The organism is Alistipes sp. dk3624 (assembly GCF_009557455.1).
GTDB classification, from domain to species: domain Bacteria; phylum Bacteroidota; class Bacteroidia; order Bacteroidales; family Rikenellaceae; genus Alistipes_A; species Alistipes_A hominis.
Genome location: NZ_CP045651.1, coordinates 1397637 through 1412456 on the forward strand (window position 1 = coordinate 1397637; position 14820 = coordinate 1412456).

Consider the following 14820-nt stretch of genomic DNA (forward strand, 5'->3'; position numbering starts at 1 on the left):
CGTTTAATTTTTCCGGAAACGAATTCACTTGAAACCAAAAATACTAACTGAATTAACAAAATGAAAGACTTGACGACAAGAGCTGCGGATAACATCCGTATCCTCGCAGCCTCCATGGTGGAGAAAGCGAAGTCGGGACATCCCGGCGGCGCAATGGGCGGTGCCGATTTCGTAAACATTCTCTATTCGGAATACCTGAACTACAATCCCGAAGACCCGCGTTACCCGTTCCGCGACCGTTTTTTCCTCGATCCGGGCCACATGTCCGCGATGCTGTATTCGGTGCTGTCGCTGGCAGGTTATTTCAAAATGGACGAACTGGCCGCTTTCCGTCAATGGGGCAGCCCGACGCCGGGACACCCCGAGGTGGACGTCGCCCGCGGTATCGAAAACACGTCGGGTCCGCTGGGCCAGGGACATGCGATGGCGCTGGGCGCAGCGATCGCCGAACGCTTTCTGGTAGCCCGCTTCGGCGAATGGATGGCGCATAAAACCTACGTGTTCATCTCCGACGGCGGTATTCAGGAAGAGGTGTCGCAGGGCGTGGGCCGTATCGCCGGCCATCTGGGTCTGAGCAACATGATCATGTTCTACGACTCGAACAACATCCAGCTTTCGACGAAAGTGGACGAAGTTTCGACCGAAGACATCGTGGCCAAATACGAAGCGTGGGGCTGGAACGTCATCAGCATCGACGGCAACGACGCCGCCGAAATCCGCCAGGCGCTGAACCGCGCGATCGCCGAAACCGAAAAACCGACGCTGATCGTAGGCCATACGCTGATGGGCAAAGGCGCCGTCGGCAAAGAAGGCGAAGACTTCTCGAACAAGGTTTCGACGCACGGACAGCCGTTGTCGGCAGCCGGCGGCGACACGGCCAAAACGATCGCCAACCTCGGCGGGGACCCGGAAAAACCGTTCCAGATCTTCAAAGACGTCGAAGAGCTGTACGCCCGCCGTCGCGAAGAGCTGAAAAAATGGTACGCGCTGCGTAAAGAAGAAGAATCGATCTGGCGCGCCGCCAACAAAGAACTGGCCGCGAAACTCGACCAGTTCCTGTCGGGCAAGGCTCCGGATATCGACTATGCGAAGATCAACTGCGGCGACAACGTGGCTACTCGCGCCGCATCGGCCGCCGTACTGTCGTACCTGGCCGAGCATGTGGAAAACATGATCGTTGCATCGGCCGACCTGAGCAACTCGGACAAAACCGACGGATTTTTGAAAAAGACGCATGCGATGGTCAAAGGCGACTTTACCGGCCGTTTCCTGCAACCGGGCGTAGCCGAGTTCACGATGGCCTGCATCATGAACGGCATGGCGCTGCACGGCGGCGTAATTCCGGCCTGCGGAACGTTCTTCGTATTCTCGGATTATATGAAACCCGCGCTGCGTATCGCCGCGCTGCAACGCCTGCCGGTCAAATACGTCTGGACGCACGACTCGTTCCGCGTGGGCGAGGACGGTCCGACGCACCAACCGATCGAACACGAAGCACAGTTGCGCCTGATGGAACAACTGCGCAACCACAAAGGCGAACGTTCGGTCGTCGTACTCCGTCCGGCCGACAGCTACGAAACCGTCGCCGCCTGGAAAATCGCGATGGAAAACGAACGTCCGACCGCGCTGATCCTGTCGCGTCAGAATATCAAGAATCTGCCCGCAGCGAGCGGCGACCGCGCCAAGGAAGCCATGCAGGCCGTCAAGGGCGCTTATATCGTCGAAGACTGCGCCGGAACCCCGGACGTAATCTTGCTGGCGAGCGGTTCGGAAGTGGCTACGCTGATAGACGGCGCCGAAAAGCTGAAAGCCGACGGCGTGAAAGTACGCGTAGTATCGGTTCCGTCCGAAGGACTATTCCGCGACCAGAGCAAGGAGTACCAGAAGAGCGTGCTGCCGTGCGGCGTGCCGAAGTTCGGTCTGACCTCGGGTCTGCCCGTGACGCTGGCCGGCCTGGTCGCCTGCGACGGCGAAGTGTACGGTCTCGATCACTTCGGATATTCCGCTCCTGCGAGCGTCCTGGACAAGGAGTTCGGCTTCTCGGGCGAGAACGTTTACAACCAGGTGAAAGCGATGCTGAAAAAATAAGGCGACTTTTTCATAAACAAGGCAGAGAGGCCGGGTTCCGCAAGGATCCGGTCTCTCTCTTTTCGGCCGACGGGCGGCGGACAGCTTACGGCAAAACAACGCGGATGGCAAACCAAGCGATTCCGATCCGTTTTCCGAATTTGTCGTAAAATAACTACCTTTGAATGACAGATACCCGAAAACCATGGCACAACCGCACAAAACCGATACTACCTCGCTGCCCGAAAACGCATACGGCGAACTCGCCCCCGGCGAAACCTACCGCCCCGTCATGCCCGACACGCCCGCACCGCGCGAAGTAACCCCTTACTCGGTCACATTCGGCATCCTGATGGCCGTCGTCTTCTCCGCCGCCGCCGCGTACCTCGGTCTGCGCGTCGGTCAGGTCTTCGAAGCCGCCATCCCGATCGCCATCATCGCCGTCGGCGTCGGCAACCTCACCGGCCGCCGCAACATGCTCGGACAGAACGTCATTATCCAGTCGATCGGCGCAAGTTCCGGGGTCGTCGTCGCCGGAGCCATCTTCACGCTGCCCGCCCTCTACATTCTGGGGCTCGAAGCACAGTTCTACCAGATCTTCCTGTCTTCGCTGTTCGGCGGTATGCTCGGCATCCTGCTGCTGATCCCGTTCCGCAAATATTTCGTGCGCGACATGCACGGTAAACTCCCGTTCCCCGAAGCCACCGCCACGACCGAAGTGCTCGTCTCCGGCGAAAAAAAGGGAAACCAAGCCAAACTGCTCGCCGTCAGCGGACTCGTCGGAGGAGTCTACGACTTTATCATCAGTACTTTCGGCTGGTGGACCGAAGAAATATCGACCCGCATGACCGGCTGGGGCGAAGCGCTGGCCGACAAGATGAAAGTCGTTTTCAAGATCAACACCGGCGCCGCCGTCCTCGGTCTCGGCTACATCGTGGGCCTGCGGTATGCGGCCTATATTTGCGCCGGATCGTTCACCGTATGGTTCGTACTGATCCCGTTTCTCAGCCATTTCGCCGACGGGCAGACCCTCGCCGTGGGCGAAGGGATCACCATGCTGCTGCGCGACATGACGCCCGAAATGATTTTTAAAAATTATGCCCGGCATATTGGGATCGGTGGGATTGCAATGGCAGGGGTCATCGGCATCGTCCGCTCGTCGAACATCATCCGGCAGGCGCTCGGGCTGGCCGTCACCGAACTGCGCGGCCGACGTGCCGGAGCCGAAACCGTCGAACGCACCCAGCGAGACATTCCGATGAAACTGATCCTCTCGGTGCTGATCGCCGTACTGGCCACGACGTTCATCTTTTTCCGCTTCGGACTGCTGGACAACTGGCTCCACGCGGGCATCGCGATCGCCATTGTTTTTGTCATCTCGTTCCTGTTCACGACCGTCGCGGCCAACGCCATCGCAATCGTCGGCACGAACCCGGTATCGGGCATGACGCTGATGACACTAATCCTCAGCTCGCTGATACTGGTCAGCGCCGGACTCAGCGGCACGGCCGGCATGACCGCCGCACTGATCATCGGCGGCGTGGTCTGCACGGCGCTCGCCATGGCCGGCGCTTTCATCTCCGACCTGAAAATCGGCTACTGGCTCGGCTCGACGCCCGCTAAACAGGAGGGCTGGAAGTTTCTCGGAACGGCGGTCTCGGCCGCAACGGTCGCCGGCGTGATGATGGTGCTGAACAAAACCTACGGCTTCACCGGCGACGGCGCGCTGGTCGCACCGCAGGCCAACGCGATGGCCGCGGTCATCAAACCGCTGATGGAAGGCGGCGCAACGCCGTGGCTGCTCTATTTCGCCGGCGCGGCGCTGGCGCTGGTGCTGACGATGATCGGCGTTCCGGCGCTGGCTTTCGCGCTCGGCATGTTTATTCCGCTGGAACTGAACGCCCCGCTGCTGGTCGGAGGTCTCGTCAGTTGGTATGTCGGCAGCCGCAGCCGAAACGCCGAAACGAACAAGACCCGCCGCGAACGCGGAACGCTTATTGCATCGGGATTCATCGCCGGAGGCGCGCTGATGGGCGTCGTGAGCGCCCTGCTGAAATATTTCGGAGCCGACTGGTTCGCTACGGAATGGAACGGCACGACGGGAGCCGAAGTGTTGTCGCTTGCAATGTACATCCTGCTGATCGCCTATTTCGTCCGCGACAGTTTAAGAGATTCGGCCCGTAAGAACAACGGAAGTTAATACGAAAGAGATAAAAATATGACCCTCGAACAACGATTCTTAAAATACGTCGCTTTCGACACGCAGAGCGACCCGAAAAGCGAAACCTATCCGTCGACGGCCAAACAACTGGCCCTGCTGAACCACTTGCTCGAAGAGATGACGACCCTCGGACTGCACGATGTCGAGATCGATCCGAACGGCTATGTCACCGGTACGATCCCGGCGACGCCGGGCTGCGAGTCGGCCCCGGTCGTCGGCTTCATTTCGCACGTCGATACCAGTCCCGATATGAAAGGGTCGGACATCCGCCCCGGCATTATCGAACGCTACGACGGCGGCGATATCGCGCTGAACGACAAACTCACGATGCGCGCCGCCGATTTCCCGGAACTGGCGTTCTACAAAGGGCACCGGCTGATTGTGACCGACGGCACGACACTGCTCGGCGCCGACGACAAAGCCGGCATCGCCGAAATCATGACCGCAGCCGAATACCTGACGACCCACCCCGAAGCGAAACACGGCACGATCCGGATCGGGTTCACGCCGGACGAAGAGATCGGCCGCGGAGTGGATTTCTTCGACGTAGAGCGGTTCGGGGCGAAATTCGCCTACACGATGGACGGCGGCTTCGAAGGCGAGATCGAATACGAAAACTTCAACGCGGCCGCCGCCGAAATCGCCGTGCAGGGACGCAACATCCATCCCGGATACGCCAAAGACAAAATGATCAACGCTTTGCAGGTAGCCTGCGAAATCAACGCGCTGCTGCCCGCCGCCCAGCGTCCGGAACACACCGAGGGCTACGAAGGTTTTTATCATCTGGTCGGATTGGAAGGAACGGTCGAACGGGCTTCGCTGGAATACATCATCCGCGACCATTCGCACAAAAAGTTCAAAGCGAAAAAACGCTATCTCGCCGACGCCGTGGCGCTGCTCGGCGAGAAATACGGGGAAGGCGTCATCCGCCTGACGCTGAAGGACCAGTACTACAACATGCGCGAAAAAATCGAACCGTATCCCGAAGTGATCGAAAAGGCGATGGAAGCGATGCGGCAGGCAGGCGTCGCGCCGATCGTGCGTCCGATCCGCGGCGGCACGGACGGGGCGAGGCTATCGTACATGGGCCTGCCGTGCCCGAACCTGTTTACCGGCGGCATGAATTTCCACGGCAAATTCGAGTACTGTTCGGTCGACACGATGCAACGAGCCGTGCAAACCATTATAAACCTGGCCCGTATCTGGTCCGAATCCTGACAGACGCGCAGCCTTTCGTTTGCAGAAACTAAAAAAAATTAAAAAAATTTGCGGAAAACGCACCAACTTTACGGGAAATGCATATATTTGCCGCAGGAACATGAATGAAATGACAAACAACAGCGCATACGAACGTTTCGCAGCACTCCGGGCTTCCTGCCGGATGACGATGGGTATGTGCATGTCTTCCTGCTTACGCCGGATGTGATTCTGTTTGTCTGCCCCGCACCGATTCAAAACGACACAATCATAACGATCCGGCCTTCGAGCCGGATTTTTTTGTATCCCGAATTCACAAACCAATCAAAAAAATAAAACCATGAGCAAAAGAAATTATCACTTCGACACCCTGCAGGTTCACGCAGGACAGGCGCCCGACCCCACGACCGGTTCGCGCGCCGTTCCCATTTACCAGACCACGTCGTATGTCTTTTCGGACGCGCAGGAAGGCGCCGACCGGTTCGCTCTGAAGAAGTTCGGCAACATCTACACGCGACTGACCAATCCGACGACGGCCGTATTCGAAGACCGCATTGCGGCGCTCGAAGGCGGCACGGCGGCCGTAGCGACCGCATCGGGCCTGTCGGCGCAATTTTTGGCCATCAGCAACCTCGCCGAAGCCGGCGACAACATCGTCAGCACCTCGTACATCTACGGCGGCACGCACAATCAGTTCAAAGTCGCCCTGCGCCGTTTCGGTATCGAGGTACGGTTCGCCGACGGCGACGACGTACGGAGCATCGCTTCGCTGATCGATCCGAGAACGAAGGCGATCTATCTGGAAACCATCGGCAACCCGGAGTTCAACGTGCCCGACTTCGAACCGATCGTCGAACTGGCGCGTAAGCACGACATCGCCGTAATCACCGACAACACGTTCGGGGCCGGCGGTTACTTGTTCCGCCCGATCGAATGGGGCGTCAACGTCGTGACGCATTCGGCGACCAAATGGATCGGCGGACACGGCACCAGCCTCGGCGGCGTAGTGGTCGACGGCGGCAACTTCGACTGGGGCAACGGCAAATACCCGGCCTTCAGCGAACCGACCGAAAGCTACAACGGACTGAAAATATGGGAGGTATTCGGCAGCGACGGTCCCTTCGGCAACATCGCGTTCGCAATCCGCACGCGTGCCGAAGGACTGCGCGATCTGGGACCGTGCCTGAGCCCGTTCAATGCCTTTCAACTGCTGCAAGGCCTCGAAACGCTGTCGCTGCGAGTACAACGCAGCGTCGACAACACGCTGGAAATCGCGCAATGGCTCGAAAAACACCCGAAGGTCGAAAGCGTCAATTATCCCGGCCTCAAAAACAGTCCGCACCACGCGCTGGCAAAAAAATACCTGCGCCACGGCTTCGGCGGCGTACTGTCGTTCCGCGTCAAAGGCAACGCCGAACAGACGGCTCAGGTCATCAACCACCTGGAATTGATTAGCCACCTGGCCAACGTCGGCGACACGAAGTCGCTGATCATCCACCCGACATCGACGACGCATGCCCAGCTCAGCGAAGCCGAACAGCGCAAAGCCGGCGTCTTCCCGAACCTGCTGCGGCTATCGCTCGGCATCGAGGCGGTCGAAGACCTCAAAACCGACCTGGACGAAGCGTTACGGACCCTATAACCGCCTCCGGTTTCGGAAACCGATGTTCGAAAGGCCGTTCCCGGTTCGGGGACGGCCTTTCGCTTCTATCCGATATTCAACGCTGGAACCGACGATTCCGCACAGGCAATTTTACCCGACTCCGGCGTAAAACGGAAAACCCGCGAAATCCTTTCGTCCCCCACCGAACGGAATCCGACGGAAACCGTCTCGTAATCTGCCGTTTTTTCTAAAATAGTTCGTACCTTTGGGATACCAAACCGATCCGGAATATGACCCCTGCTTTAGTCCTCGTTACCGTCGCGGCTTATTTTACCGTGCTGTTCGCAGTCGCCTACGTGACCGGACGGAAGGCCGATAACCAGGGATTTTTCGTCGGCAACCGGAAATCGCCGTGGTTCGTGGTCGCTTTCGCGATGATCGGATCGAGCATTTCGGGGGTTACGTTCATCTCGGTGCCGGGTTGGGTGGCGACCAGCCACTTTTCGTATATGCAGATGGTGCTCGGGTTTCTGACCGGGCAGTTGATCATCGCGTTCGTGCTGATCCCGCTGTTTTACCGGATGCGGCTCGTATCGATCTACGAATACCTCGAAAACCGCTTCGGAGCCTCCTCCTACAAAACCGGGGCATGGTTCTTCTTCATCTCGAAAATGCTCGGGGCGGCCGTGCGGATTTTCCTGGTCTGTATCGTCATGCAACTACTGGTTTTCGAACCGCTCGGCATCGGATTCGTCTGGAACGTCGCCGCCACGATGGCGCTCGTATGGCTCTACACGTTCCGCGGCGGCGTCAAATCGCTGATTTGGACCGATTCGCTCAAAACGTTCTGCCTCGTAGTAAGCGTCGTACTGTGTATCTGTTACATCGCGTCCGACCTGCAGCTCGGCTTCGGGCAGATGGTGCGGACGATCGCCGTCCACGACTATTCGCAGGTCTTCTTTTTCGACGATATAAACGACAAACGCTACTTTTTCAAGCAGTTCCTTGCGGGCGTTTTCACGGTGATCGCGATGAGCGGCCTCGACCAGGACATGATGCAGCGCAACCTGAGCTGCAAGAATTTCCGGGATTCGCAGAAAAACATCGTAACCAGCGGCATCCTGCAGCTGTTCGTGATCCTGCTGTTCCTGATGCTCGGAGTGTTGCTCTACACGTTCACCGAACGCAACGGCCTGCAGGTTCCGCAGAAAAGCGACGAATTGTTCCCGATGATCGCGACGCAGGGTTACTTCCCGGTGATCGTCGGTATTCTGTTCGTGCTCGGACTGATTTCGGCAGCCTATTCGGCGGCGGGGTCGGCGCTAACCTCGCTGACGACCTCGTTCACGGTCGATATTCTCGGAAGCACGAAAAAACACGACGAAACCCGGACGGCCCGCATCCGCAAGCGGGTGCACGTCGGCATGGCCGTCACGATGGGCGTCGTAATCCTGATCTTCAACGTGCTGAACAACACGAGCGTCATCGACGCCGTCTACGTGCTGGCCAGCTACACTTACGGTCCGATCCTCGGCATGTTCGCGTTCGGCATTTTCACCAAACGCCCGGTTCGGGACCGTTGGGTTCCGCTCGTCGCGCTGCTGTCTCCGGTGCTCTGTTTCGTACTGGACAGTCACTCGGAAACCTGGTTCAACGGTTATTCGTTCAGTTACGAACTTTTGATATTCAACGCATTATTTACATTTGCAGGCCTTTGCCTGCTAATCAGAAAAAAATGAAAATCATAAAAAAAACGCACGCAGTCCGTCTTGCGTTCCTGTTGTCGGGGTTCTTCGCGGCAACTCTGCCGCTGCAAGCCCAGCCGCTCCCGCAGGATGTCCGCGACCGGATCGGGGACCTGCTCACCGAAACGGCCCGCACGACGATCCGCTCGGGCCGGATTACGATCGACTCGGTGGCCGCAGACAAAAAAACGCTGGAACTCTATGCCGGCGAGAACTGCGCCTACATCCCGTTCCGCGAAGACAACGTCCGGAGAATTTACGACGGTATCCGAGAATTGCTGCCGGCCGGGTTCAAACGCAAGGAGATCGTCCTGTTCTCCGACGGAAAACGGATCGAGGAACTGATCCCCGCCCCGTTGCGCAGCAAAGCCGACCGCAGCCGAAAACGCTTCGTCACGAAATCGCCCGAGCCGCTGGTCACGCGGGCGAATCGGCCCTACCGGCCGACCGCCGGACTCGACGGACGCCACATCGCCCTGTGGCAAAGTCACGGATACTATTTCGAACCGAAACTGAACCGCTGGGAGTGGCAGCGGGCACGTATTTTCGAGATCGTCGAAGACCTCTACACGCAGAGCTACGTGCTGCCCTACCTGGTTCCGATGCTGGAAAACGCCGGGGCCTACGTCCTGATGCCGCGCGAACGCGACGTACAGACCGAAGAGGCAATCGCAGACAACGACCCGGCGATAGCGGGCGCGTCGCGTTACGAAGAGCGAAACGGGACGAAACCCTGGACGACCGGCGAGGAGCCCGGCTTCGCCTACAAACAATCCAGCTACAAGGACGCCGAGAACCCGTTCCGCGACGGAACGTTCCGGCAGGCCGTGACCGTAGGTCATCCGGACGACGTCAGCACGGCACGTTGGACGCCCGACATTCCGAAAGGCGGCCGGTATGCCGTTTACGTCTCCTATAAAACATTGCCGAACAGCACGGACGATGCGGTCTACACGGTTCGCCACAAAGGTGGAACGACCCGTTTCCGCGTTAACCAAACGATGGGCGGCGGCACATGGATCTACCTCGGGCACTTCGATTTCGATGCGGGATGTTCCGAATCGGGCTGCGTTACGCTGAGCAATTTGTCGCATAAGACAGGTCGGATCGTCACGGCCGACGCCGTCAAAATCGGCGGCGGACAGGGCAACATCGCCCGGATCATGCCGGCCGAACAACGCAATCCGGAAATCGACTACGCATACGAGACCAGCGGCTATCCCCGTTTCACCGAAGGTGCGCGCTACTGGCTGCAATGGGCGGGATTTCCGGATTCGGTCTATTCGGCCACGGGGCATACGAACGACTACCGCGACGACTACCTGTGCCGCGGCCTGTGGGTGAACTACCTGGTCGGCGGGACGAAGAACGCCCCCGACCGCGAAGGGCTGCACATTCCGGTCGACCTATCGCTGGCATTCCATTCCGACGCCGGAACGACGATGAACGACTCGATCATCGGCACGTTGGGCATCTATTATACGCACAAAGACGACGGACTCTACCCGAACGGCGCCTCCCGCGACCTGTCGCGCGACCTGACCGACCTGGTGCAATCGCAGATCGTATCGGATATACAGGCGTTGTACGAACCCGAATGGTCGCGTCGCGGCATGTGGGACAAAGCCTATTTCGAAGCGCACGTCCCGGAAGTGCCGGCCATGCTGCTCGAACTGCTGTCGCACCAGAATTTCGCCGACATGCGTTACGGCCTCGACCCGCGTTTCCGCTTTACGGTCAGCCGGGCGATTTATAAAGGCATCCTGCAATTCCTGGCATTCCAGTACAAGCAGGATTGCGTCGTACAACCGCTGCCGGTCGACCATTTCCGGATCGCATTCGCGGGGCGGGACAGCGTCGAACTGAACTGGCAGCCAGTCGCCGACCCGCTGGAACCGACCGCCCAGGCAGGACGATACGTGCTCTACACCCGGATCGGCGACGGCGGCTTCGACAACGGGGTGCCGGTCGCGGAAAACCGTATCAGGCTGTACCAGCAGCCCGGCAAAATATACAGTTACAAAGTGACGGCGCTGAACCGGGGCGGCGAAAGTTTCCCATCCGAGATCCTTTCGGCCTGCCGAGTTCCCGACGAGAAAGGGACGGTGCTGGTCATCAACGGATTCGACCGGATCAGCGCGCCGTACAGTTTCGTATGCGACTCGCTGGCCGGTTTTTACGATGAAATCGACCACGGCGTGCCGGATAGGCAGGACATCAGCTTTATCGGCAGCCAGTACGAATTCCGTCGTCCGACGCCGTATGCCGACGACGATGCCGCCGGTTTCGGGGCCAGTCGCGCGGATTACGAGAAAGAGGTCATCGCCGGCAATACGTTCGATTATCCGGCCCTGCACGGCCGCTCGATCGTCAGCGCCGGATATTCGTTCGTGTCGTGCAGCAACGAATCGGTCATCGACGACGAGGTGAACCTCGGCGACTACCGAGCGGTCGATCTGATCCTCGGCAAGCAGCGCGAAACCGTCCTGGCGCGCGGAGCCTGTCCGCCGGAATTCCGGGCTTTCCCGCCCGAACTGCAACTGGCCCTCGCGGACTACTGCAACGGCGGGGGCAACCTGCTGGTCAGCGGCGCTTACGTGGGTTCCGACCTGTGGGAAAGCGACACGACCGAGGCATCGAAGGAATTCGCCGCCAACACGTTGAAATTCAAATTACGTACCGGACGGGCGGCCGTTCGCGGCGGTGTCCGGAGCGTCGCCTCGCCGTACAAAACGCTGAAAGGAGATTACGATTACAACCACGAACTCAACGGCGATTGTTACGTCGTCGAATCGCCCGACGCTATCGAACCGGCTGCCGACGGCGCCTTCACGGTATTCCGTTATACGGAAAACAATCTCAGCGCGGGAGTGGCTTATAAAGGCGCCTACAAGGTCTGCACGCTCGGATTCCCGTTCGAGACCGTCCTTACGGACGAACGGCGCGACAGCCTGATGCGCGGGATTCTGGAATTTTTCGAACAACCATAACCCTTCGGACGAATGAACGCCGCTGAAAACAAACGCCTGCTGGCCCTCGATATCCTGCGCGGGATCACGATCGCAGGGATGATCCTGGTCAACAACCCGGGCAGTTGGAGCGCGATCTACGCCCCGCTGGAACACGCCTCGTGGAACGGACTGACGCCGACCGACCTGGTCTTTCCGTTTTTCATGTTCATCATGGGGGCATCGACCTACTTGTCGCTGAAAAAATTCGATTTCCGGTGCAGCCGCGCCACGGTCCGGAAAATCTTGCGGCGAGTACTGGTGATCTTCCTGATAGGCGTCGGGATCGGGTGGTTCTCAAGATTCTGCGGCACGTTCAACGCGCTGTCGGACGAAGGAGTTCCGTTTTGGGAACGGATCGGACGTTCGTGCTGGACGTTCGACCGGATGCGGATCCTCGGCGTGATGCAACGCCTGGCGCTGAGTTACGGCGCGGCGGCGCTGATCGCCGTAACGGTTCGCCACCGGCGCATCCCGTGGATCGCCGCGGGACTGCTCGCCGGTTATTTCGCGATCCTGCTATCGGGACACGGATTCGAAATTTCCGAACAAAACGTCGTCGGCATCGTCGACCGAGCAATACTCGGCCCGGCGCACATGTACCGTCAGGGCGATCTCGCCTTCGACCCGGAAGGATTGCTGAGTACGATCCCGTCGATCGCCCACGTGCTGATCGGATTCTGCTGCGGAGGACTGCTCGTCGGCGCACGGAACCTGACGGATAAAATCCAAAACCTGTTCCTCGTCGGATCGGCGCTGATGCTGTGCGGCTGGCTGCTGAGCTACGGCTGTCCGATCAACAAGAAAATCTGGTCGCCCACGTTCGTACTGGTCACCTGCGGCATGGCCTCGTCGCTGCTGGCGCTGTTGATCTGGACGATCGATGTCAAAGGTTACAGGCGCTGGAGCCGTTTTTTCGAATCGTTCGGCATCAATCCGCTGTTTCTGTACGTCTCGGCGGCCGTGCTCTCGATCCTGCTGAACAACATTCGCCTGCCGCACGGAAACGGCCTGCTGAGCCTGCACGGGTTCGCCTACTCGCTGTGCCTGAAACCCGCGCTGGGCGACTACTTCGGTTCGCTGGTCTACGCGCTGCTATTCGTCGCGCTGAACTGGGGAATCGGTTATACGTTGTATAAACGGAAAATCTACATCAAAATATGATACTGCTTGCAGACAGCGGCTCGACCAAAACGGACTGGTGCGTGGCCGACGGCGCCGCGGAAATATGCCGGATCGCCACCCACGGAACCAACCCGTTTTTCCAGAGCGCCGACGAAATCGCCCGGGAAGTGGACGGCGGCCTGCTCCCGCAGCTTGGAAATCGTCCGATCGAACAGATCCGCTTTTACGGAGCCGGCTGCGCTTTCCCCGATAAGATCGCCGTGATCCGCGACGTCCTGGCCGCCCGTTTCACGGCGGCGGACATCGAAGTGGGCAGCGACATGCTGGCAGCCGCCCGCGCGCTGTGCGGCCGCAACGCCGGCATCGCCTGTATCCTCGGAACCGGCTCGAACTCCTGCCTGTACGACGGAACCGAAATTACGGCCAACGTCTCGCCGCTCGGATTCATCCTCGGCGACGAAGGCAGCGGGGCCGTTCTCGGCCGGACGCTGGTCGGCGATTGCCTGAAAAACCAGCTCCCGACAGGACTCAGAGAGAAATTTCTCTCGCGTTTCGGCTTGACGCCGGCCGATATTCTCGAACGGATTTACAAAAAACCGTTCCCGAACCGTTTTCTCGCCGGCCTGTCGCCGTTTCTCGCGGAAAACCTCGACGTACCGGAAATCCGGACGCTGGTCAAAAACGGTTTCGCGAGCTTCCTGCGCCGGAACGTACTGCAATACCCCGACTGCCGCGAGCTTCCCGTGCATTTCACCGGATCGGTCGCCTATTATTATAAGGAGATCTTGGAAGAGACCGCCGTCGAATCCGGTCTGCGGATCGGGTCGATCGTCCGCACGCCGATGGAAGGACTCGTCCGTTACCATGCGAATCAATAACGATAACATATGACTTTCGTAAAAATTACCGAACAGGCGTCGCTGCACGACAACCTGGAACAAAAATCCGTCCGCGAGCTGCTGGAAGAGATCAACGAAGAAGACCGGAAAGTCCCGGAAGCGGTCGGCAAGGCGATCCCGCAGATCGAAAAACTGGTAACCGCCATCGTCGAGCGGATGCAGAAAGGAGGCCGCATCTTTTACCTGGGAGCCGGCACGAGCGGCCGGCTCGGCGTGCTGGACGCCTCGGAGATCCCGCCGACCTTCGGGATGCCGCCGACGCTGGTCGTCGGCCTGATCGCCGGCGGCGACACGGCGTTGCGGAATCCGGTGGAACACGCCGAAGACGATCCGCAGCGGGGCTGGCAAGAACTGCTGGAACGGAATATCTCGCCGCTCGACACGGTGATCGGCATCGCGGCATCGGGCACGACCCCGTACGTGATCGGGGCGCTGCACCGCGCCCGCGAACACGGCATCCTGACCGCCTGTATCTGTAGCAACCCGGACTCCCCGCTGGCCGCCGAAGCCGATATTCCGATCGAAATGATCGTCGGGCCGGAACTGGTCACCGGCAGTTCGCGGATGAAATCGGGAACCGGGCAGAAGCTGATCTGCAACATGATTACGACCGCCACGATGATCAAGCTGGGCCGCGTCAAAGGCAACCGGATGGTCAACATGCAACTGACCAACGACAAACTGGTAGACCGCGGAACGCGGATGGTCGCCGACGAACTGGGGCTCGGTTACGAACAGGCCAAACGCCTGCTGCTGCTGCACGGATCGGCCCGCAAAGCGATCGACGCCTACCGCGAATCGCAAAGCTGACCCGCCGGCAAAACACCCCGACAACCACGATCCCGGAAATCCGAAAATGTTGCGGACTTTCGGGATCGTCGCTTTCGGCCAAGTTGGTATTCGGCCCGTTTTTTCGTACCTTTGCAGTTTACGAACAAACGAACAGACAAAGCCT

9 protein-coding genes are annotated in these 14820 nt (G+C 59.1%); all 9 read left to right on the forward strand.

Annotated features, from left to right (window positions below; genetic code table 11):
• Positions 1 to 60: 60 nt before the first annotated feature.
• The 9 genes from GFH31_RS05930 to murQ all read left to right on the forward strand — a co-directional run bounded on the left by GFH31_RS05930 (position 61) and on the right by murQ (position 14675).
• Positions 61 to 2088, forward strand: coding sequence for a transketolase family protein (locus GFH31_RS05930; protein ID WP_055205737.1), 2028 nt, complete (start codon positions 61 to 63; stop codon positions 2086 to 2088).
• A 184-nt stretch (positions 2089 to 2272) separates the two neighbouring features.
• Positions 2273 to 4267 carry an OPT family oligopeptide transporter gene (locus tag GFH31_RS05935; RefSeq protein ID WP_153498327.1) on the forward strand — a complete coding sequence of 665 codons (1995 nt, stop codon included), beginning with the start codon at positions 2273 to 2275 and terminating at the stop codon, positions 4265 to 4267.
• Positions 4268 to 4285: 18 nt separating this feature from the next.
• Positions 4286 to 5506, forward strand: coding sequence for a peptidase T (gene pepT, locus GFH31_RS05940; RefSeq protein ID WP_055205734.1), 1221 nt, complete (start codon positions 4286 to 4288; stop codon positions 5504 to 5506).
• 319 nt (positions 5507 to 5825) lie between these two features.
• Complete coding sequence (locus tag GFH31_RS05945; protein WP_101572187.1) at positions 5826 to 7127, forward strand: O-acetylhomoserine aminocarboxypropyltransferase/cysteine synthase family protein; 1302 nt, start codon at positions 5826 to 5828, stop codon at positions 7125 to 7127.
• Positions 7128 to 7378: 251 nt separating this feature from the next.
• Positions 7379 to 8827 carry a sodium:solute symporter gene (locus GFH31_RS05950; protein WP_118456912.1) on the forward strand — a complete coding sequence of 483 codons (1449 nt, stop codon included), beginning with the start codon at positions 7379 to 7381 and terminating at the stop codon, positions 8825 to 8827.
• Complete coding sequence (locus GFH31_RS05955) at positions 8824 to 11823, forward strand: xanthan lyase (RefSeq protein ID WP_153498328.1); 3000 nt, start codon at positions 8824 to 8826, stop codon at positions 11821 to 11823. The genes GFH31_RS05950 and GFH31_RS05955 overlap by 4 nt, the downstream gene beginning before the upstream one ends.
• Positions 11824 to 11835: 12 nt before the next feature.
• Positions 11836 to 13005 carry an acyltransferase family protein gene (locus GFH31_RS05960; RefSeq protein ID WP_101572180.1) on the forward strand — a complete coding sequence of 390 codons (1170 nt, stop codon included), beginning with the start codon at positions 11836 to 11838 and terminating at the stop codon, positions 13003 to 13005.
• Positions 13002 to 13844: an ATPase gene (locus GFH31_RS05965; protein WP_153498329.1), complete on the forward strand. Its 843-nt coding sequence runs from the start codon at positions 13002 to 13004 to the stop codon at positions 13842 to 13844. The genes GFH31_RS05960 and GFH31_RS05965 overlap by 4 nt, the downstream gene beginning before the upstream one ends.
• A gap of 9 nt (positions 13845 to 13853) precedes the next feature.
• Positions 13854 to 14675, forward strand: a complete 822-nt coding sequence (murQ, locus tag GFH31_RS05970; protein ID WP_055205729.1) for an N-acetylmuramic acid 6-phosphate etherase — start codon at positions 13854 to 13856, stop codon at positions 14673 to 14675.
• Positions 14676 to 14820 lie beyond the last annotated feature (145 nt).